The sequence below is a fragment of the Streptomyces sp. NPDC015171 genome, assembly GCF_043079545.1.
GTDB lineage: Bacteria > Actinomycetota > Actinomycetes > Streptomycetales > Streptomycetaceae > Streptomyces.
In genome coordinates, this window is the sequence record NZ_JBIBUO010000013.1 from 47,338 (window position 1) to 66,202 (window position 18,865).

Annotated in this window: 16 protein-coding genes and 2 pseudogenes; 8 read left to right on the top strand and 10 right to left on the bottom strand. The window is 72.9% G+C overall.

Going from position 1 to position 18,865, the window contains the following annotated elements:
• Window positions 1-340 precede the first annotated feature (340 nt).
• Window positions 341-1,828, top strand: coding sequence for a glutamate synthase subunit beta (locus ACF073_RS30100; RefSeq protein ID WP_392074561.1), 1,488 nt, complete (start codon window positions 341-343; stop codon window positions 1,826-1,828).
• Between the two features lie 178 nt (window positions 1,829-2,006).
• On the opposite strand, the gene ACF073_RS30105 is transcribed toward ACF073_RS30100, so the two are convergent.
• A complete protein-coding gene (locus ACF073_RS30105) occupies window positions 2,007-2,597 on the bottom strand; it encodes a carboxymuconolactone decarboxylase family protein (RefSeq protein ID WP_392074562.1) in 591 nt (196 codons plus the stop codon).
• A 47-nt stretch (window positions 2,598-2,644) separates the two neighbouring features.
• Here ACF073_RS30105 and ACF073_RS30110 point away from each other — a divergent pair, with 47 nt between their 5' ends.
• Complete coding sequence (locus ACF073_RS30110) at window positions 2,645-4,084, top strand: PLP-dependent aminotransferase family protein (protein ID WP_392074563.1); 1,440 nt, start codon at window positions 2,645-2,647, stop codon at window positions 4,082-4,084.
• Window positions 4,085-4,349: 265 nt separating this feature from the next.
• Here the strand turns inward: ACF073_RS30110 and ACF073_RS30115 are convergent, their stop codons facing one another.
• Together ACF073_RS30115 and ACF073_RS30120 are read right to left on the bottom strand one after the other, a co-directional pair.
• Entirely contained in the window at window positions 4,350-4,604 is a 255-nt protein-coding gene (locus tag ACF073_RS30115) for a DUF397 domain-containing protein (protein WP_392074564.1), read from the bottom strand.
• The gene (locus ACF073_RS30120) at window positions 4,605-5,465 is read right to left on the bottom strand and encodes a helix-turn-helix domain-containing protein (protein ID WP_392074565.1); all 861 of its coding nucleotides are present in this window, start codon (window positions 5,463-5,465) and stop codon (window positions 4,605-4,607) included.
• Window positions 5,466-5,681: 216 nt separating this feature from the next.
• Here ACF073_RS30120 and ACF073_RS30125 point away from each other — a divergent pair.
• The 3 genes and pseudogenes from ACF073_RS30125 to ACF073_RS30135 all read left to right on the top strand — a co-directional run.
• Window positions 5,682-6,341, top strand: a pseudogene (locus ACF073_RS30125) (ATP-binding protein); the annotation flags it as partial.
• Window positions 6,342-6,700: 359 nt separating this feature from the next.
• Window positions 6,701-7,153 carry a hypothetical protein gene (locus tag ACF073_RS30130; protein WP_392074753.1) on the top strand — a complete coding sequence of 151 codons (453 nt, stop codon included), beginning with the start codon at window positions 6,701-6,703 and terminating at the stop codon, window positions 7,151-7,153.
• Between the two features lie 258 nt (window positions 7,154-7,411).
• The gene (locus ACF073_RS30135) at window positions 7,412-9,502 is read left to right on the top strand and encodes an ABC transporter ATP-binding protein (RefSeq protein ID WP_392074754.1); all 2,091 of its coding nucleotides are present in this window, start codon (window positions 7,412-7,414) and stop codon (window positions 9,500-9,502) included.
• A 71-nt stretch (window positions 9,503-9,573) separates the two neighbouring features.
• Here the strand turns inward: ACF073_RS30135 and ACF073_RS30140 are convergent, their stop codons facing one another.
• From ACF073_RS30140 to ACF073_RS30160, 5 genes are all read right to left on the bottom strand, one after another.
• Entirely contained in the window at window positions 9,574-9,750 is a 177-nt protein-coding gene (locus ACF073_RS30140) for a hypothetical protein (RefSeq protein WP_392074566.1), read from the bottom strand.
• 274 nt (window positions 9,751-10,024) lie between these two features.
• Window positions 10,025-10,669, bottom strand: coding sequence for a DUF899 domain-containing protein (locus tag ACF073_RS30145; RefSeq protein ID WP_392074567.1), 645 nt, complete (start codon window positions 10,667-10,669; stop codon window positions 10,025-10,027).
• Window positions 10,670-10,962: 293 nt separating this feature from the next.
• Window positions 10,963-12,414 carry an amidohydrolase gene (locus ACF073_RS30150; RefSeq protein WP_392074568.1) on the bottom strand — a complete coding sequence of 484 codons (1,452 nt, stop codon included), beginning with the start codon at window positions 12,412-12,414 and terminating at the stop codon, window positions 10,963-10,965.
• 147 nt (window positions 12,415-12,561) lie between these two features.
• Window positions 12,562-14,400, bottom strand: coding sequence for an FUSC family protein (locus ACF073_RS30155; protein ID WP_392074569.1), 1,839 nt, complete (start codon window positions 14,398-14,400; stop codon window positions 12,562-12,564).
• Between the two features lie 261 nt (window positions 14,401-14,661).
• The gene (locus ACF073_RS30160; RefSeq protein WP_392074570.1) at window positions 14,662-15,429 is read right to left on the bottom strand and encodes a nucleotidyltransferase domain-containing protein; all 768 of its coding nucleotides are present in this window, start codon (window positions 15,427-15,429) and stop codon (window positions 14,662-14,664) included.
• 169 nt (window positions 15,430-15,598) lie between these two features.
• On the opposite strand from ACF073_RS30160, the gene ACF073_RS30165 reads away from it, so the two are divergent.
• The gene (locus tag ACF073_RS30165; protein ID WP_392074571.1) at window positions 15,599-16,018 is read left to right on the top strand and encodes a RidA family protein; all 420 of its coding nucleotides are present in this window, start codon (window positions 15,599-15,601) and stop codon (window positions 16,016-16,018) included.
• Window positions 16,019-16,115: 97 nt separating this feature from the next.
• Window positions 16,116-16,264 (top strand): annotated as a pseudogene (locus ACF073_RS30170) (GntR family transcriptional regulator); the annotation flags it as partial.
• Between the two features lie 30 nt (window positions 16,265-16,294).
• On the opposite strand, the gene ACF073_RS30175 reads toward ACF073_RS30170, so the two are convergent.
• Window positions 16,295-17,125, bottom strand: a complete 831-nt coding sequence (locus tag ACF073_RS30175) for a uracil-DNA glycosylase (protein ID WP_392074572.1) — start codon at window positions 17,123-17,125, stop codon at window positions 16,295-16,297.
• Between the two features lie 201 nt (window positions 17,126-17,326).
• On the opposite strand from ACF073_RS30175, the gene ACF073_RS30180 reads away from it, so the two are divergent.
• The gene (locus ACF073_RS30180; protein WP_392074573.1) at window positions 17,327-18,058 is read left to right on the top strand and encodes an RNA-binding S4 domain-containing protein; all 732 of its coding nucleotides are present in this window, start codon (window positions 17,327-17,329) and stop codon (window positions 18,056-18,058) included.
• A 124-nt stretch (window positions 18,059-18,182) separates the two neighbouring features.
• Here the strand turns inward: ACF073_RS30180 and ACF073_RS30185 are convergent, their stop codons facing one another.
• Window positions 18,183-18,863 (bottom strand): class I SAM-dependent methyltransferase, encoded by a 681-nt coding sequence (locus tag ACF073_RS30185; protein WP_392074755.1) that lies wholly within the window; start codon window positions 18,861-18,863, stop codon window positions 18,183-18,185.
• Window positions 18,864-18,865: the final 2 nt, after the last annotated feature.

Here is an 18,865-nt window from a genome sequence, read left to right on the forward strand (position 1 = left end):
AGATGATCGACGGGCCGTTCTTCGTGCTGGTCGTGGTGGGGATCCCTGGGACCGGGCTGGTGGCCGGTGTCTTCTACGGGTTCTCGGCCTTCGTGATCCGGGGGCTCGCGGCGTTGCCGTCCGCGCAGGGGGTCGCGGCCGATGAACGCGATCAGTGTGGCCGCGGTGCGGGTGGCAGGGCGCGGGCCGGCCGCGCCTTGGGGAATACCTTGCAGAAAGCGCTGTCCGCCACTCTGCGCGCCTGTCGGCGGAGACGTATCGTGGCCGAAAGAGTGCCGCCCGAATACGCACAGCCCTTCGTACACCCGGTGCCTCCGGTGCCCGTACGCGAGGAGACGCCATGGCCGATCCCAAGGGGTTCATGCACACGCCGCGCCAGGAGTGGCCGCGGCGGCCCGTCGAGCAGCGGGTGCGGGACTGGGACGAGGTGTACGTCCCGGGTGCGCTGCTGCCCATCATCAGCAAGCAGGCCGATCGCTGTATGGACTGCGGTATCCCGTTCTGCCATCAGGCCTGCCCGCTGGGCAATCTCATCCCCGAGTGGAACGACCTGGTGTCGCGGGAGGACTGGCGGGCCGCGAGCGACCGGCTGCACGCCACCAACAACTTTCCCGAGTTCACCGGCCGGTTGTGCCCGGCGCCGTGCGAGGCGGGGTGTGTGCTGGCGATCAACCAGCCGGCCGTCACCATCAAGAACGTCGAGTGCGCGATCGCCGACCGGGCGTGGGAGGAAGGCTTCACCCCGCCCTGCCCGCCCGAGCGGCTCTCCGGGAAGACGGTCGCCGTCGTCGGCTCCGGGCCGACCGGGCTCGCCGCTGCACAGCAGCTGACCCGGGCCGGGCACACGGTCGCGGTGTACGAGAAGGACGACCGGATCGGGGGGCTGATGCGTTACGGCATCCCCGAGTTCAAGATGGAGAAGCGGCACCTGGAGCGCCGTATCGAGCAGATGCGGGCCGAGGGGACGAAGTTCCGTACGTCGACGACGGTCGGCCGGGATGTCGCGGCGGACGAGCTGCGGACCCGGTACGACGCGGTGGTGATCGCGACGGGTGCCACGGCGTGGCGGGAACTTCCGGTGCCGGGCCGGGCGTTGAACGGGATACACCAGGCGATGGAGTATCTGCCGCTGTCCAATCGGGTGTGCGAGGGGGATCTGGAGGTATCGCCGCTGTCGGCCGCGGGCAAGCATGTGGTGATCGTCGGCGGCGGGGACACCGGGGCGGACTGCCTGGGGACCGCGGTGCGCGAGGGGGCCGCGTCCGTGTCCCAGCTGGACATCTACGCGCTGCCGGGTACGGAGCGCGACGAAGACGCCGAGCCGTGGCCTACGTACCCGAAGATCTACCGGCTGTCGGCCGCGCACGAGGAGGCGCGGGATCTGCGTACGGCACCGGCGGCGGACGCGGACGCGCGGCTCTTCGCGGCGTCCACGCTCCACTTCATCGGGGACGAGAGGGGGTCTGTACGGTCACTGCATCTCGTGGAGGTCGACGAGCGGCGGGCTCCGGTGCCGGACACCGGGCGGACGCTCCCCGCCGATCTGGTGCTGCTCGCACTCGGCTTCTCCGGGCCCGACCAGGAGGACGGACTGATCGAGCAGCTGGGGCTGGCGCTGCAGCCGCGCGGCACGATCTCCCGGGACGAGGGCTTCGCGACCAACGTCCCCGGGGTGTTCGCCGCCGGGGACGCGGCGCGCGGGCAGTCGCTCATCGTGTGGGCGATAGCGGAGGGGCGGGCGGTCGCGGCGGCCGTCGACCACTATCTGACGGGAAGTTCCCAGCTCCCAGCGCCGATCGTGCCCAGCGACCGGCCGATGGTGGTCTGAGCGGCCTGAGGCGGCCGGAGGCGGCCTGAGCGGGTCCACCGCGCCGTCGCGGCAGCACCGTGGCGCGGCCGTGGCGGCCTCGTGGCGCGGCCGTGGCGGCCTCGTGGCGCGGCCGTGGCGTCGCCGGCGCTGCACCGTGGCGTCGCGACCGAGGTCCGATGCGAGGGGGGTGTAGGTGTCAGCCGGTGCGCTCATCCGTACCCGCGACCTTCCCCGTGGCCAGGGCCACGCGGTTCCACGTGTTGATCGCGAGGATCAGGGAGAGGACGTGGGCGAGTTCCTCCTCCTCGAAGTGGGCGGCGGCCTCGGCGTAGACGGTGTCGGGGACACCGCCGTCGGCGACCAGCGTCACCGCCTCCGTCAGGGCGAGGGCGGCCTGTTCCTTGGGGGTGAAGAAGTGCCGGGCCTCGCGCCAGACGGCGACCATGTGGAGCCGGTCCTCGTTCTCGCCGGCCTTGCGGGCGTCGTTGGTGTGCATGTGCAGGCAGTAGGCGCAGTGGTTGAGATGGGAGGCGCGGATCTGGATCAGTTCGACCAGGGACGGGGCGAGGCCCTGTCGGGCGGCGGCGTCGAAGCCGATGATCGCGCGGAAGACCTTCGGCGCGGCCTTCGCGAAGTCCAGACGGGTACGGGCGGCCTCGGCGATGGCGATCCCGGTGGCGGGGTCCATGACGGTGGTGGCAGTGGTGTCGGTGGTGGCAGCGGTGTCGGTGGTGGCGGTGTCAGTGGCGGTGGTGAGGGCGGCAGCGGGGGTGTTGGTCGTCGTCATGTGCATCAATCTATGGGTCGGAAAGACCGGCTGTAGGGTGCACTTTCATGGAGGAATCGTGGGTCAATTCCGCGGAGCGGATCGGTGCCGATCTGCATCTGGAGCTGTCCGGACCGGGCAGCCGGCGGGCGGCGCTGACGAGGGCGCTGCGGGACGCCGTGCGCGGCGGCCGGCTCGCGCCGGGCACCCGGCTGCCGCCGTACCGGTCGCTCGCAGCGGATCTGGGCGTGGCCCGCAACACGGTGGCCGACGCCTACGCGGAGCTGGTCGCGGAGGGTTGGCTGACCGCCCGGCAGGGCTCGGGGACCCGGGTCGCCGAGCGGGCCGAACCGCTGCGGCCCGCCCTGCGGACGCCCGTGCGGGCCCCTGTGTCCGCGCACGGGCCGCGGCACGATCTGAGGCAGGGTTCGCCGGACGCGTCGGCCTTTCCGCGCGCGGCCTGGGCGGCCTCGTACCGCCGGGCGTTGCAGGCGGCGCCGAACGAGGCGTTCGGGCCCGGAGATCCGGCTGGGCGCCGGGAGCTGCGGGAGACGCTGACGGAGTACCTGGCTCGTGCGCGCGGGGTGCGTACCGAGCCGGACCGCATCGTGATCTGCTCGGGCTTCGCGCACGCGCTGCGGCTGCTTTTCGGCCGGGGCACGCAGAAGGGGCCGGCTGTCGGCGGGGTGCTGCGCGGTCCGCTCGCCGTGGAGGGGTACGGCCTGGGCTTTCACCGGGAGCTGCTCGCGGCGGCCGGGGTGCGCACCGTGCCGCTGCCGCTGGACGAACACGGCGCACAGGTGGCGGCGCTCGGGCGGGAGCGGGCGGTGCTGCTGACACCGGCGCACCAGTTCCCGACCGGAGGTCCGCTGCACGCGGAGCGCCGGACCGCGGTGATCGACTGGGCACGCGCGCGCGGGGCGGTGGTGCTGGAGGACGACTACGACGGCGAGTTCCGGTACGACCGGCGCCCCGTCGGAGCGCTGCAGGGTCTGGACCCGGATCAGGTGATCCACATCGGGTCGGTGAGCAAGAGCCTGTCGCCGGCGCTGCGGCTGGGGTGGATGGTCCTGCCGCGGCGCTATGTGGAGCCGGTGCTGGCGGCGAAGGGCGAGCGGGAGGCGTGGGCGAGCGTTCTGGACCAGCTGGCTCTGGCGGACTTCGTCGGCTGTGGATCGTACGACCGTCATGTGCGGCGTATGCGGCAGCAGTACCGGCGCCGGCGTGACCGGCTCGTCGCGGCGCTGGCCGTGCACGCGCCGCATGTCGAGGTGACGGGCATCGCGGCCGGGCTGCACGCCGTGTTGCGGCTGCCGCCCGGCACCGAGCGGTCGGCCCTGAAGGCCGCGGCCTGGCAGGGCATCGCGCTCGACGGTCTGGCCGCGTTCCGGCATCCGCAGAGCCCGACTGCGGCAGGTGACGGCCTGGTGGTGGGGTATGCGGCGGCGGCCGAGCACGCCTATGGGGCGGCGCTCGACGCGCTGTGCGGGGTGCTGCCGCCGGAGTGAGCGGGGTACCGGCACGCCGAACTGCTTGACGGGCCGGTACGGGTTCGGTTCGGTTCGGTTCGGTTCGGTGGGGATACGGTGCCGAGCCCGATGGCGGTCGGGTTCAGCCCTGTCATGCGGCACTGCGTAAGCGCCGGACACGACCGGACACGATGGGTACTCAAGTCATAGACAAGCCATAGAACAAGTCATGTTCACAAGGGGGAAGTTGAGATAAAAGAAAACAAAAGCCGTCGCGGGGCCGCCAGTCGGGCCGCAGGACCGTTCAGGACAGCAGGAAGTCGGCCACCCCCGCCTTGGCGCCCTCGATGAAGGCGGTCATCTCGTCCATGGTGTAGATCAGCGCCGGCCCGTCCGGGTCGGTCGACTGGCGCACCGCGATCCGGCCGTCGGCCAGCTTCATCGCCTCCAGGCAGTTTCCGCCGTTGCCGCCGCTCCAGGGCTTGTGCCACCCCTCGCTGCCCAGCTCCCGCGCGGGCATACCGTTGTAGACCCGTCCGCGCGGCTTGATGCGATCCATTCACAGCTCCTTGCGGAGATCCCGGAGGATCTCCTTCGTGCGTTGTGCCGTCGCGGCCTGCGCCGCCATGCGGTCCATGACCTCGAGGTGGGTCGCCACCTCGGTGCGCGCGTCCAGGTAGACGGCGCCGGTCAGGTACTCGCTGTAGACCATGTCCGGCAGTTCTGACATGGCAAATCGGAACAGCACGAAGGGCCCGTACGTCCCCGGGTGCGGCCCGTTGGCGAACGGGGCGACCTGGAGCGTCACATGGGGCAGCTTCGTGGCCTCAAGCAACTTGTCGATCTGCGCGCGCATCACCTCCGGGCCGCCGACCGTGCGGCGCAGGGCGGTCTCGTCCATCACCGCCCAGAAACGCGGGGCGTCGGGACGGGTGAGCAGGTCCTGGCGTTGCATGCGCAGCGCGACGTGCCGCTCGATGTCGTCCGGGCTCGTCTGGCCGATGGCACCGGATTTGAGCACCCCACGCGCGTAGTCCTCGGTCTGGAGCAGGCCGGGGACGAAGTGCGGTTCGTAGGAGCGGATCAGGCCGGCGGCACCCTCCAGGCTGACGTACATGGAGAACCAGCCGGGCAGGATGTCGTGGAACCGCTGCCACCAGCCCGGCCTGTTCGCCTCCTCGGCCAGCTGGACGAAGACCTCGGCCTCGTCGTCGGGAACGCCGTAGGCCTTCAGCAGTAGTTGCAGGTAGGGGATTTTGAGGGCGACCTCGGCCATCTCCATGCGGCGGACGGTTGCGGGGGCGACGCGGAGGACACGGGCGGCCTCCTCGCGCTTCAGTCCGGCGCGTTCCCGCAGGTCCAGCAGGCGCCTGCCGAGGACCACCTGGCCCACGGTCGGCGCGGACCGCGGCTCGCTCACGCTGCCACCTCCACCGACAAGCCTCACCGAAAGTTTCCTGACAGCCCTGCGGCGCCATTCGAAGATTCATTCGAAGACCGGTTCGGATCTCCGACGACTCCAATTGGCGCCGCGCGAGGTGCTGTTGCGAGCAGTGTGCCACGCCCCCTCACCGAGTCACACAGCACTCTGCATTTTTCAGAGTGACTCTTGCCAAGTGTCCGTGGCGGGGAGATAGTGGCAGGCGTGATTCCGTCCGCGCCCTTAGGAACAGATGCCGCCGCAGACCGTTCCGGTCTCGGCGCCGATGGGGGTTCCCCCGCTCGAGCGAGTTCGAGAGTGGGCGAGGGAGCATCCCTCCACCGGGGCGCTGCCGAGCGCACCTTCCGCTTCGTGCTGGCCGCACATCCGGGTTCCGTCGCCCAGGCGAGACGCCTGGCGCACGCCCGGCTGTCCGGCTGGTCGGTGTGCGCGGACACCTGCGACAACGCGGCCCTGGTCATATCCGAGCTGGTCACCAATGCGATCGTGCACACCGCGAGCAGCCGGGTCGTGTGCGAACTGCATGACCACGACGACACGGTACGCATAGCCGTCCGTGACGAGGGCTGTGCTCCTGGCGAGCCCCACCCGTCTCCGCAGCGACCCGACGAGGAGCACGGGAGGGGGTTGCTTCTCGTCGACGCGCTGTGCCGGGCCTGGGGTACTCAGGAGCACGGCCCTGGACTGCTGGTCTGGGCCGACTTGCCGCACGGGACGGACGCCGCCCGGGACCTCGCCGAGCCGTGCAACGACCTGGGCTGGGGCGCACGCCCCAAGCCGGGCCGTCCGGACGACTCCGGCGAGGACCAGTCGGCCGAGGGGAGCCGGCGGGGACCGGCGCGGCGCGGTCAGGGGGAGCCGCCCGAGCCGTTCCCGAACGGGGCGGCGGGGCAGCCGCGGCACCCGGCGCTCCCGGAGCAGCCCCGGCGTTCGGACCTCCCGGAGCAGCCCGGACGTTCAGCGCTCCCGGAGCGATCCGGACATCCGACGCTCCCGGAGCGATCCGGACATCCGCCGCTCCCGGAGCAGCCCAGGCGCACGGCGCTCCCGGAGCAGCACGGGCACGGCGCGCATGCGGAGCGGCACCAGCACACCGCACATCCGGAACAGCACAGGTACACCGCGGCTCCGGAACACCGTCGGCATCCGGCTCCGGAGCAGCGCCCGTACCGCGCTTCGGAGCGGCATCTTCGTGGGGAGCGTCCGTGACCGGCATCGGTGGCGGCGCCGGACGGCCCGGCGGCACCGGCGCGGCCCAGGAGCACAGCATCGGCCTGAACACCCTGGTACGTCTGCAGCGTCGGCGGCCGGTCCCTGATCCGGGCCACCGGCTGGCGCTTCCGGACGGCATGACGGCTCCGCTCGGCTGTGACGCGGTGGCCGTGCCCGATCGCCTCGGTCCGCTGGTCCTGCCCCGGCTGCCGCGGGTGGGATGCGTGTACGCCGACGGTTCGCACTGGTGGTGGATCGTTCCGTCCGACTCCGACTACGCCCTGCCCTGGCCGTCACCGGCGCATTACGCGGCCGGCGCGCTGGTCACCGGCCCCGCCCGGCTGATCCATCGCCCGGAGGGCACGGCTCCGTACACCCCGCCGATCCCGCTGTACCTGGCCCTGTGCCGGGTGACGGGGACGGCTCCGGACTGGTCGCGGGCCGTGTCGGCGTAGCGGCTTCCGGTACGGGTGGGGCGCCGCCCGCGCCCCTCGTCCGCCGTAGCCCCCACTCGCGTAGCCCCCTGTCGCAAACTGTGCTCCCTTCGCGCCCCTCGTGCGTCGTCTCGCGCCCTGCCGGGTTTCCGTCCCGGCCGCGATAGTGGCCGTTCCGTCGGGATCCGGGAGGTCACGGTGAGAAAGAGGCGGGAGGCGGCCGAACCCCTGGTGTCGGCGTCGGAGCGGCTGCTGTTCGGCGGGCCGCTGCGCTACGACATGGGGTGGAACCGGCACGCCGACGCCTTCCTTGCGCTGAGCTTCCGGTCGATGATGGTCCGGCTTCCCGGCATGCTGGCGTCCAGTCTGCGGCTGGCCCGGCAGGCCGACGCGCGGGCCGCGCGGGTGGTGCTGGCCGCCGAGGTGGGCCGGGGCGCGGCACAGGCGGTGAGCCTGCTGGCCGTGAACAACGCGCTCGGCAAGCTGCTCACCGGCCCGGACATCGAACAGCGGCTGCGCTCGGCCGGCCCCGCCCTGCTCGTGATGGCCGTCGTGACGCTGGTCGCCGCGCTGCTGCGGGCCGCGTCCGTCTACGCCACCGGACGCCTCGAACCCAAGGTGGAGCGGGTGGCGACCGAGCTGTACCTGGAGCGGGCCGCCGACGTCGAGCTGGCCGCGATCGAGGACCACGCCTTCCACAAGCTGCTGGACACGGCTCAGTACGGTGCCCGGTCCGCCCGGCACATGATCGGCTACAGCGCCCGGGTGATCAACGCGATGATCTCGCTGGTCGCCGCCGCGGGGGTGCTCACCGTGCTGCATCCGGCGCTGCTGCCCCTGCTGATCACCATGACCCTGCCCAGCGCCTGGAGCGCGCTGACCAACGCCCGGCGCCGCTACGAGTCCTTCCACACCTGGGTCCAGCACGCCCGGGCCGGCCAGCTGATCAGCGGCCTGCTCACCGAGCCGGCCGCCGCGCCCGAGATCAGGGTGCACGGGGTGGGCCCGTTCCTGCTGCGCCATTTCCGTTCCATGTCGGAGACCGCGGAGGCGGAGCAGGCCCGGCTGTCCCGGCTGGCCGCCAGGACCGGTCTGATCGCGGCGTCCTGGACGGGACTCGCGACACTCGCCACGTACGCGACGCTGGGCGGGCTGCTGCTGGCCGGGGCGATGGCCCTGGCGGTGGCCGGTACGGCGGTGATCGCGATCCGCACGGGTGCGGCGAGTCTGGACACGCTGGTGCTGGAGATCAACCAGCTGCACGAGGAGGCCCTCTTCGTGGGGGATCTGCAACGGCTGTACGTCGCGGCGGCCGAGCGGGCCATCCCGGTGGGCGGGGAGCCGTTGCCGGAGGACCCGAAGGAGATCCGCTTCGAGAACGTCACCTTCAGCTATCCGCACGACCCGCACGACTCGCACGACTCGCACGACTCGCACCCGGGCGGGGCGTACCCGCATGACACCCACTCGAATGACACCCACTCGGGCGACACACTCCAGGGTGACACTCGCCTGGGTGACGCGGACTCAGGCGACGTCCGCTCGGGTGACATGCGGACCGCGGACGCCCCTGTCCCCCGCGCTCCCCGCCCCGCCCTCGACGACGTGACCCTGGCCCTCCCCCTCGGCCGGATCATCGCACTCGTCGGCGAGAACGGTTCGGGCAAGACCACGCTGGTCAAGCTGCTCGCGGGGCTGTACACGCCGGACCGGGGCCGGATCCTGTGGGACGACGTCGATGCCGCGCGGGCCGACCGGCGGCTGCTCGCCGAGCGGATCGCGATGGTGGCCCAGGACTTCAAGCGCTGGCCGTTCACCGCCCGGGTGAATGTGGCCGTGGGCCGCTCCGCCGCGCCGATGACCGAGGAGCGCCTGGCCGCCTCGATCGCGGAGGCGGGGGCCGAGGAGGTGGTCGCGGATCTGCCGCGCGGTCTGGACACCCTGCTGGCCCGGAACTTCAGCGGCGGGCACGAGCTGTCCGGCGGCCAGTGGCAGCGGCTCGGCATCGCCCGGGCCGCCTACCGGCGCGGCAACATCCTGATCGTGGACGAGCCGACGGCGGCGCTGGACGCGCGGGCCGAGCTGGAGGTGTTCGAGAAGATCCGGGCGCTGGCGCGCGGCGGGCAGACGGTCGTCCTCATCACGCACCGGCTGGCCTCGGTCCGCCATGCCGACCTGGTGCACGTGCTGGAGCACGGGCGCCTCGTGGAGTCCGGCACCCCCGAGGAACTGCTGGCCAGAGGCGGTGTCTACGCCGAGCTGTACACGCTCCAGGCGCGGCAGTTCACGGCGAAGGGACCGGGACTTGCACCGGAATCGGAGCCGGAACCGCCGGCGCCGCGGAAGGTGCCCGCTCCCAAACCGGCCTGAGCCGACCCACCCGCCCGACCCACCCGCCCCGACCCACCCGCCCCGGCGCTCACGTCAGCGTCGGAGCGGATTCACTCGACGGCGGTGCCCACGCGGACGATCACCAGGAACGTGTCCGTCGCGAGATCCATGACGACCTCGGCGGGCAGACCCTCCTGCCGCCGCGCGTGCGCGAACTCCTCGGCGGGCCAGGATCCTCGCGGTCCCCCGGCGGGAAAGCGCTCGAGCACCGTTCGCCCGTTCACCATCTCGCACCTCCAGAAAGCGTCGTACTGATGTGAGTTAACGCCCTGGAGAGGGGAAACGGCTCGCTCAGTGACGCGACTGAGACATTGCCGGCACCGGGTCGGCGCGGACCGTAAGGATCCGTTCACTTTGTGACACGAACCGCACCTTCCGTGTCCGTATGCGCACACAGCGCGTCCATGCTCGTACGTGCGTCAGTCCGTTCATTTCATGTCACTGGTCGTGCCGTCCTGGAGGTCCCGCGCGCCTCGATGCCGAAGCGTCTCAGTAGTCGTATCAGTAGTCGTACTCGTCGTGGAGGCGGAGCCGGTCGCTGCCGACGGGGCTGCGGCCGAGGGCGGTCAGGTCCAGCAGGGCGGCGGTGGTGCCCAGACCGTCCAGCCCGTCGTCGTACACCGAGTAGGTGTGGAAGACCTGGTCGCGGTCGCGCAGGAAGCAGCTGAGGCCCGGGCGCTCGACCGGGTCCCCGCACGAGTCGACGGTGGCCTCGAAATCGCGGTTGAAGTCGCTCTCCGACGAGGAGTACCAGGGCACCGCCCAGCCCATGCGTGCCTTGAACGGCAGGATCCGGGTGAACGGCGCCCGGGAGACGGCTGCGAAGGCGGTGTTCCGGGCGCGCAGGTGGGCGAGGTGGCCGACCTGGTCGAGGAAGGCGGCGCAGCACGGGCAGCCGGTCTCCCACTCGGGCGCGAACATGAAGTGGTGGACGACGAGCTGGGCCCTGCCCTCGAAGAGGTCGAGCAGGGTGGCCTTGCCGTCGCCGCCCTCAAAGACGTACTCCGGGTCGACCTCGACCATGGGCAGCCGCCTCCGCTCGGCGCCCAGGACCTCGCGCGCTCGTCTGACCGCCTCCTCCTTGCGCAGCAACTCCTCGCGCGCCGCGCACCACTGCTCGCGCGAGACGATCTCCGGAAGCGACATGGGCCCTCCTGTCCGACGGTCGGTTCGGAATGGTGACCGCCGGTGGACGCGGAACTCATCGCCGGATAGGGAGAAATTTCCAGCCAGTCTCAGCGGGTCGTATCGGGCCTGTCGGGTCCGTGGGGACTGGCGGGCCCGTGGGGACTGTCGGGCCCCTGGGGCCTGAGGGGCCCGTGGGACCTGAGGGGCCCACCGAGACCGCTGGAGCCACCGAGGACGCCGGATCCACCCGGGATGCCAGATCGAACCGGAGGTCCGGCCGGGTCGGCTGGAACGCGCAGCGCCCTGCCGGTTCAGGTGTCGTACTCCTGGACGCGCCGCCCGTGGTCGCGAGCGGTCAGTGCGGGGAGCCGGTCCGTCAACTGCCTTACGGTCTCCCGCACATCGAGGGTGAGGTGTTCGCGGTCCCGCATCAGCACGCGGCCGTCGACGATCGTGGTGCGGACGTCGGCGGCGCGGGCGCTGTGCACCAGGGTGGCCGCGAGGTCGTGGACCGGCTGGGTGTGCGGGCCGGTGAGGTCGACCAGGATGATGTCGGCACGCCGGCCGGGCGCGAGCGTGCCCACCCGGTCACCGAGCCCGACCGCGCGGGCGCTCTGCACCGTGGCGTGGTGCAGGGCCTGGCGTGAGGTCAGCCAGCGCGGGTCGCCCTCGGCGGACTTCTGGATCAGGGAGGTCAGGGTCATCGCCTCCCACACGTCGAGGGAGTTGTTGGAGGCGGCGCCGTCCGTGGCGAGGCCGACAGGGACCCCGGCCTCGCGCAGGGCCCGTACCGGGGTGGTCGTCGGCCAGGCGAACCTCAGGTAGCCGCGGGGCGCGGTGGCCACCGCCGTACGGCCGCCCGTGCGCGCCAGCAACGGCAGGTCCCGCTCCAGGATGCCGGTGCCGTGGGCGATGAGCAGGTCGGTGTCGAGGAGCCCGGTGCGGTCCAGCACCTCGATCGGGGTGAGACCGTGCCGGGCGAGGCTGGTCTCGGTCTGGTCCCGGTTCTCGGCGGCGTGGATGTGGACGGGCAGGCCGTGTTCGCGGGCGAGTTCGGCGGTGGCGGTGAGGTCGGCGTCGGTGACGGTGTAGGGGGCGTGCGGGGCGAGGGCGGTGGTGATGCGGCCGTCGGCGGCGCCGCGCTGCCGGAGTGCGAACTCCGCTGACGCCTGACGTCCTTGAGGCCCCTGGCCGGAGAAGTAGGCGGCGCCGAGATGGGCGCGCAGCCCGCACTCGGCGACGACGGCGGCGACCGTGTCCATGTGGAAGTAGTGGTCGGCGAAGCAGGTCACGCCGCCCCGGATCATCTCGGCGCAGGCAAGCCGCGCCCCCAACTCCACGTCCCGCGCGGTGAGGTTGGTCTCGACGGGCCAGACGACGTCGTTGAACCACTCCTCGATCGGCAGATCCTCGGCGAGTCCGCGCAGGGCCACCATCGGTGCGTGCGTGTGGCAGTTGATCAGTCCGGGCAGCGCGACCTGTCCGTGCGCCTCGATCCGCGTCACGGCCGGCACGTCGTACGCGGCGGCGGCCGTGGTGACCGCGTCGATCACCCGGTCGCGGACGATGATCGCGGCGTCCTGGCGAAATCCGATCCCCCCGGCGCCCCCACGCTCCCCCTGCTCGCCGTACTGCCCCTGCTCCCCCTGCTCCCCCTCCCCCTGCTCCTCGTGGATCAGGACCGTGCAGCCGGTGATGACCAGATCGGCCGGACGGGCGGGAGGGACGGGAGGGACGGCGCTCACGGGCCCGGCGGCACTCATGAGCCCAACGTACGGCCCTCTCGTACCGCGATGCGGGCCGAACCCGCATCCGGCCGGCACGAGCCGACCGCGCGACCGAGCGACCGAGCGGCCGAAAGCACGCATACGACTACGCGACGCACCTACCCGGCGGACTACCCGCCGGACCTACGCGGCAGCCGGCAGCGGTACCCGCACTCCCCGCCGCTCCAGCTCCCGCACCGCGTCCCGCAGCTGGCGGACGTGCCGGGGGGTGAGGCGGCCGGTGTCGTCGAGGTGCACCGCGCAGGCCGTGGTGGTGTCGACAAGTCGTTCCAGCACCTCGGCGACGGCGTCCGTGCCCTCGGTGTGCCGGGCGAGGGCGGGCAGTTCGGCGGCGGCGAGCGCGATGGCGGTGCGGGCCTCGGCGAGGGTGCGGTAGGCCTCCCGGCGCAGCGCCCACCGCTCGGCGCGGTCGCCGGACTCGCCGAGGACGTGCAGGAGGTAGACGTGCGCGGCGCTGCCGGCCGCCGTGAGCCGGGACCGTACCCCGCCGCCCCGCTCCCCCGGCATCGGCAGATGGCCGACGACCAGCACCAGCGCGCAGGCCAGCAGGGTCTCGCCGATCCGGCTGACCGAGGCCTGCGGCTCGCCGCCGACCATGACCAGGGCCAGGACGAGGACGGTGACGACGGCGGTGAGCGCCGCGAAGTGCCGGGCGGCGACCGGTATGGCGGCGCCGCACACCGCCACCAGTGCGATCAGCCCGGCCGGGCGGGGCAGCAGCGCGGCGAACCCGGCGAACACCAGGGCGCCGAGCACGGTACCGGCGGCCCGGCACAGCACCCGCGAGGCGAGCGGACCGAGGTCGGGCTTGACGAGGAAGACGGCGGTCGCGGGCAGCCAGTACCAGTGCGCGTGCTGCCCGTACCAGCGGCTGTGGTGCAGGGCCTGGGCGATGGCGGCACTGGCGCCGAAGCAGAGGGCCACGCGCAGCCCGTACTCGCGTCCGCCGGCGTCGATGGCGGCCCGCAGCGCCCGCCGGACACCGCGGCGCCGGCCGAGCAGTCCGCGCTGGGTGCCCTCGCCCCGGTCGAAGGCCTCGGCGGCGCGCAGCAGGGCATCGTCCAGGGCGCGCAGGGCGGGTGCGGAGCGGTGCGGCGCGGGCAGTGGTCCGGTGCCGGTGTCGTCCCGGACGGCGGCGGCGAGCCGCCGGAGCCCCGCGGCGGCCCGCGCCGGCACGGGCTCGGCCGCCCAGTACAGGGCGGTCGCGGCCTCGGCGAGGGGCAGGGCCGCGGCGAACCGCGCGTGCAGCCGGCGTTCGGCGGCGGAGCCGGTGTAGGGCCGTAGCCGGGGTCCGGCGAGGGCGTCCTGGGCATGGTCGAGCGCGGCGGTGAGCGCGGCCCGCCGGGCCGTGGCGCTCGTTCCGCCCACCGCGTCGACGAGCGCGGCGATCGCGTCGTACACATCGGCGACCGCTGCCCGCTCCCCGTCGAACCGGAAGTCCCCGGCCAGCGAACCCGGGGTGGGCAGGGCGAGCCGCAGCATCAGCAGCCAGCCGGTGCCGGCCAGGAAGGCCAGGGCCCGCTGCCAGCCGCTCTCGGCCGCCGGCATACCGGCGCCGATCGCCGCGGCGACGAGCAGCTGGGTGCCGGCGGCGGAGGCGACGGGCCCGACCGCGCTGATCCCGCCGGCGACCAGCCCCAGCGCGGTGAGCGCCAGGGTCAGCGGTACGGCGGCCAGCCCCTGTCCGGCGTACGTGCCCATGAGCAGCCCCAGCGCACCGGCCAGCGCGGGCGCCCCGAGCCGGTGCACGGAGGCCCGCCGGCTGCCGGGGCGGTCGTTGATACCGGCGAGCATCGCGCCGATCGCGGCGAGCACCCCGAGGGCCGGCCGCCCGGCGAGCACGGCGGCGAGCAGCAGCGGCCCGGCGGCCAGCGCGCCCCGGCAGACCGCGCTCCAGGGCACGGGGCCGCGCTGGGCACGGAAGGCATGGGCGAGCCAGAGGGGTACGGCGGGCCGGGACACGGGGCTCCTGTTGCATACGAGGGCGGGGGTGGGCCTTCGGACGACGGTGGACGGTGGAGGTGTGGCTCCACGGTAGATCGTGTTCCGTGAACGAATCGGACGTTTATGTTTCGGTGAGGTGAAACTTGACCGGGTCATCACCCTTCTTTATGAACGCAAGCACCACATCACCCCTGCGAAACAATCCCAATGGGGGTATCACACCTACGAACGCAATACTGATCTCATACCGCAGAACGCAACGCCGACGCCGACGCGCCGCTACGAACGCAACGCCCTGTCGATGATGTCCCCGGCTTCGGCCACGGCGGCGGCGAGGGCGCCGGGCTCGGCCCGCAGCGCACCCAGGACGGCGTCGATCCCGCGCAGCCCGGCCCGCTCCAGCAGCCGCTTCTCGTTCGTCACCCACTCCCCGCGGGCGGCGAGTACGGCGTGCGCGGCCTGGGCGGCGGCGGTGGCGAGGGCACCGGCGGTCTCCGTGAGGCGGCCCTGCGGGGCATGGTTGGCCTCGGCGTAGGAGAGGGTGGCGCGGGCGGTGCCGGACCAGCGGCCGGAGGCGGTGCGGCGCAGCAGCGGCGGATACCCGGCCGGGCGCGGGAGTTCGCCCCGCAGTACGCGGTTGAGTGCCAGTTCGGCGACGACCAGGTAGCTGGGGATCCCGGCCAGGTGGAACAGGAGCGGCTCCACCCGGAAGCGGCCCGCCTCCGCCTCGGCCAGCTCGTGCGCGACGACGTCCAGGTCCCGGTAGTGCACATCGACCCGGCGTCCATCGACGGTCAGCCAGGCGCCTCCGTTGAAGACGCCGCCGCCCCAGCCGCCGATGTCGGAGACCTCGCCCGGCCAGCCGAGGGCCCGCAGGTCGTCCGGTTCGAAGGGACCGCGGTAGTAGACGGCCAGGTCCCAGTCGCTGTCCGGGCGGTGGGTGTCCGTGGCCCGGGAACCGCCGAGGGCCACGGCCCGGACGGCGGGGAGGGCGGCCAGCCGGTCGGCGGTGGCGGCGAGGAACTCTGCGTCGGAAAGGTCGGGCATGCCCTCAGCCTGACGCAGCCGCACCGTGGTCCGCACGGGAAATTCGGATGCGGTCGGGGCCGGTGAGGCCGGATCATCGGAAAGCCGTTCGCCGCCCTCCGCCCGGTGCACCAGAGCGTTGTCGCCAGGCGTACGAGGGCTGTCCGCCGACCCCGCAGGAGCCGCTTCCATGATCCAGCGCGTCACCGTCCCCGCTCTCTTCCCTCCGCCCACCTACTCCCATGCCTCCGTCGTCGAGGCCGGCACGAAGATCGCGTTCCTCGCCGGGTCGGTGCCGCTGAGCGCCGACGGCGAGCTGGTGGGACCGGGGGATCCGGTACGCCAGGCCGAGCAGGTCATCGCCAATCTGCGCGAGCAACTGCGGGCCATCGGCAGCGACTTGGAACATGTGCTGGCGACCGAGGTGTACGTGGTCGCCGACGAGCCCGGGACGCTGTCCGCGGTATGGGAGGTCGTGGAGTCCTCGGGCCTGAGCACAGGGCCGCACTCCTCCACACTGCTCGGCGTCGCCTGCCTCGGCTACACCGGCCAGCTGGTGGAGATCACGGCCACGGCGGCGGTGCCGGAGCGGACAGCCGGCGAACACTGACGGACTCGGCGAGGAGCCAGGGCCCAGCCCGGGGCCCCGTCGCCTCGGCAAGAAGCCAAAGGCCCGGGCTCCGGGGCTCGGGGCCCGAGCCCCGGAGCCCTGTCGCCTCGGCGAGCACCGCGAACTGTACGAGTCCATCGCCTCCGGCGACCCCGCCGCGCACGCGCACGCGCCCTCGGCCGCGTCCGTGCCGGCTACCGCTCGACGGTACGGCACCTGTTCGGCGAGGACGCCGAAGCGGACTGACCGGTGTGATGCCGGCTCGATGCCGACGCGTCACGGCAGCCCGGCCGCCTCCGCCGCCGTACGCAGCACCTCGCGCAGCATCCCGGGGGTGAGGCGCCCGGTGAAGGTGTTGCGCTGGCTGACGTGGAAGCAGCCGAAGAGGTCCACCCCGTCCGACCCATCCGGGCCAGCCGCCCCCTCCACCCCATCCGGCCCGGCCGCCCCCTCCGCCCTGGCTGACCCACCTGCCCCGGCCAGCCCGTCAGGTCCGTCCAGCGTGACCCTGGTGCCGTGGGCGAAGGCCGGGCGGGGGCGGGGCACGGTCCAGCCGGCCTCCGCGAACGCCGGCAGCGCGGCCTGCCAGCCGAAGGCGCCGAGCACGACGGCGGCCTTCAGCCTCGGCCGGAGCAGGGTCAGCTCCTCGACCAGCCAGGACCGGCAGGTGTCCCGTTCCGCCGGAGTCGGCTTGTTGTCGGGCGGAGCGCAGTGGACGGGTGCCGTGATCCGCACGCCGTACAGCTCCAGACCGTCGTCCGCGCTGACGGAAGTGGGCTGCGAGGCGAGCCCCACGTCGTAGAGCGCCTGGTACAGCACGTCTCCTGAGCGGTCGCCGGTGAACATACGGCCCGTGCGGTTGCCGCCGTGCGCGGCCGGGGCCAGCCCGATGACCACCAGCCGCGCGTCGGCCGGGCCGAAGCCGGGCACCGGCCGCCCCCAGTACGTCCAGTCGGCGAACGCGGCCCGCTTCGTACGGGCCACCTCCTCACGCCAGGCGACAAGACGGGGACAGGCCCGGCACTCTGCGACGCGCAGGTCGAGCCGACCGAGCCGGTCTAGCCCATTGAGCCGATCAAGCCGTTCGGGCGCACTGCTGTCGTCCATACCGCCACCGTATGCCCGTGCCGTCCGCCGCCGGGCAGCCCCCAGCGCCCGCAGCCCCAGCACCCCGCGCCCGCAGTCCCCCGGTCCCCCCGCAGTCCCCCGTGCCCGCAGTCCCCCGGCCCCTACGACCGGCCCCACCCCCGCCCCCCGGCGCCATAAAACGCTTCCGGCTCGGCGGGCCCTGGGCGTTAAGGTCGTGGCATGGCTTCCGAGGATGCGGACGAGAACGTGGACCGTGGGACCAGCGAGGAATCCGGCGCCGGAACCGGCGTCCCGGACGGAACGGCTTCCACCCCCGCCCCCGCCGATCCGCCGCTCGACCCCAAGACCATCGCCGTGATGGCCGCCGCCGGGCCCGCCGCCGGCGAGCGGGTCCGTATCGACAGCTGGATCTGGGCCGTCCGTCTGATCAAGTCCCGCTCCCTGGGTGCCACCGCCTGCCGGGGCGGACACGTACATGTGAACGGCACACGGGTGAAGCCCGTCTACTCCGTGCGCGTAGGCGACGAGGTACGGCTTCGGCACGACGGCCGCGAGCGGATCGTGATCGTCAAGCATCTGATCCGCAAGCGGGTCGGAGCGCCCGTGGCCGCCCTCTGCTACATCGACAATTCCCCTCCGCCTCCGCCTCGTGAGGCCGTCGGCCCCGTCGGCGTCCGCGACCGCGGCACCGGTCGGCCCACCAAGCGGGAGCGCCGCGAACTGGACCGCCTCCGCGGCCTCACCCAGGGCGCCCCCAGAGGCTTCGCCGGCCTGGCCGACCTGGGGGGCCTGGGCGGCCCCGGCGGAACCACCGGCTCTGGTGGGCGTGGCGGACGCGGGGGCTCGGGCGGACGCGATGGCTCCGGCGGGCCGGGCGGACGCGATGAATCCGGCGGCTCGGGGGGACACGGCCGCTCCGACGGACAGGGCGGCCGCCCGCGCGGGCGGTGAGCCGGCGCCCCGCTACGCCCTGCGTCGCGCGGGAGCCACCCCTTTATGTCCTTTATGGAGCTTTATGGAGGGTTGAGGGTCACCCGTCTGTGCGGCGTCGCGTCGGCCCCGGCCTCTGCCGGTGTCACGCCGCCGCCACTGCCCGCACCCACATCCCGTCCGGTGTCAGATACGCGTCCACCTCAAGGCCCGCCTCCGTCAGCGCCGACTCGAACTCCTCCTTCGTCAAGGGCCTGGCCAGGAACGTCTGGGTCCAGGCAGCGTCCGGGAAGTCGTACTCGGCGCGCACCGAGTTCACACCGTTGCCGGCCGGCTCCACCGAGGCGATCCGCACGGTGAAGCCGCTCGGGTCGACCCGCTCTCTGGGCACGTTGGTGTGGTAGTCGGCGCCCTCCCGCTGGATGAGCACGCAACCGCCCTCCGCCACATGCCGGGCGCAGGTCCGCAGCATGCCCGCGCGCACCTCCTCGTCGCCGGTGTGCACCAGGAACGACGCGAGCATCACCACGTCGAACTTCTCGCCCAGGTCGAGGTCCTCGATGGCGGCGCATATCGTGCGCGCCCCGCGGACCCGGGCCAGCATGGCGGCGGACTCGTCCACCGCCGTGACCGTGAAGCCGCGTTCCAGCAGCGGATGGGTCATCCGGCCCACCCCGCTGCCCAGCTCCAGGATGTGTGCCCCGGCCGGCACCGCCTCGGCGATGATGTCCGGCTCGTCGCCCACCGGCAGCCGGGTGTACAGCTCGACCGCACAGCCGTCCGGGGTGATCGCGCCCGGCCCCGTGCCCTCGTACCCCTCACGCATCT

What these genes read in the sequence shown, in the direction of transcription:
- ACF073_RS30115 (WP_392074564.1), bottom strand. Translation starts at nt 4,604, where the DNA reads ATGGATCGCATCAAGCCGCGCGGACGGGTCTACAACGGTATGCCCGCG.
- ACF073_RS30180 (WP_392074573.1), top strand. Translation starts at nt 17,327, where the DNA reads ATGGCTTCCGAGGATGCGGACGAGAACGTGGACCGTGGGACCAGCGAG.
- ACF073_RS30100 (WP_392074561.1), top strand. Translation starts at nt 341, where the DNA reads ATGGCCGATCCCAAGGGGTTCATGCACACGCCGCGCCAGGAGTGGCCG.
- ACF073_RS30150 (WP_392074568.1), bottom strand. Translation starts at nt 12,414, where the DNA reads ATGAGTGCCGCCGGGCCCGTGAGCGCCGTCCCTCCCGTCCCTCCCGCC.
- ACF073_RS30145 (WP_392074567.1), bottom strand. Translation starts at nt 10,669, where the DNA reads ATGTCGCTTCCGGAGATCGTCTCGCGCGAGCAGTGGTGCGCGGCGCGC.
- ACF073_RS30165 (WP_392074571.1), top strand. Translation starts at nt 15,599, where the DNA reads ATGATCCAGCGCGTCACCGTCCCCGCTCTCTTCCCTCCGCCCACCTAC.
- ACF073_RS30110 (WP_392074563.1), top strand. Translation starts at nt 2,645, where the DNA reads ATGGAGGAATCGTGGGTCAATTCCGCGGAGCGGATCGGTGCCGATCTG.
- ACF073_RS30140 (WP_392074566.1), bottom strand. Translation starts at nt 9,750, where the DNA reads ATGGTGAACGGGCGAACGGTGCTCGAGCGCTTTCCCGCCGGGGGACCG.
- ACF073_RS30105 (WP_392074562.1), bottom strand. Translation starts at nt 2,597, where the DNA reads ATGACGACGACCAACACCCCCGCTGCCGCCCTCACCACCGCCACTGAC.
- ACF073_RS30135 (WP_392074754.1), top strand. Translation starts at nt 7,412, where the DNA reads ATGGGGTGGAACCGGCACGCCGACGCCTTCCTTGCGCTGAGCTTCCGG.
- ACF073_RS30175 (WP_392074572.1), bottom strand. Translation starts at nt 17,125, where the DNA reads ATGGACGACAGCAGTGCGCCCGAACGGCTTGATCGGCTCAATGGGCTA.
- ACF073_RS30185 (WP_392074755.1), bottom strand. Translation starts at nt 18,863, where the DNA reads ATGCGTGAGGGGTACGAGGGCACGGGGCCGGGCGCGATCACCCCGGAC.
- ACF073_RS30160 (WP_392074570.1), bottom strand. Translation starts at nt 15,429, where the DNA reads ATGCCCGACCTTTCCGACGCAGAGTTCCTCGCCGCCACCGCCGACCGG.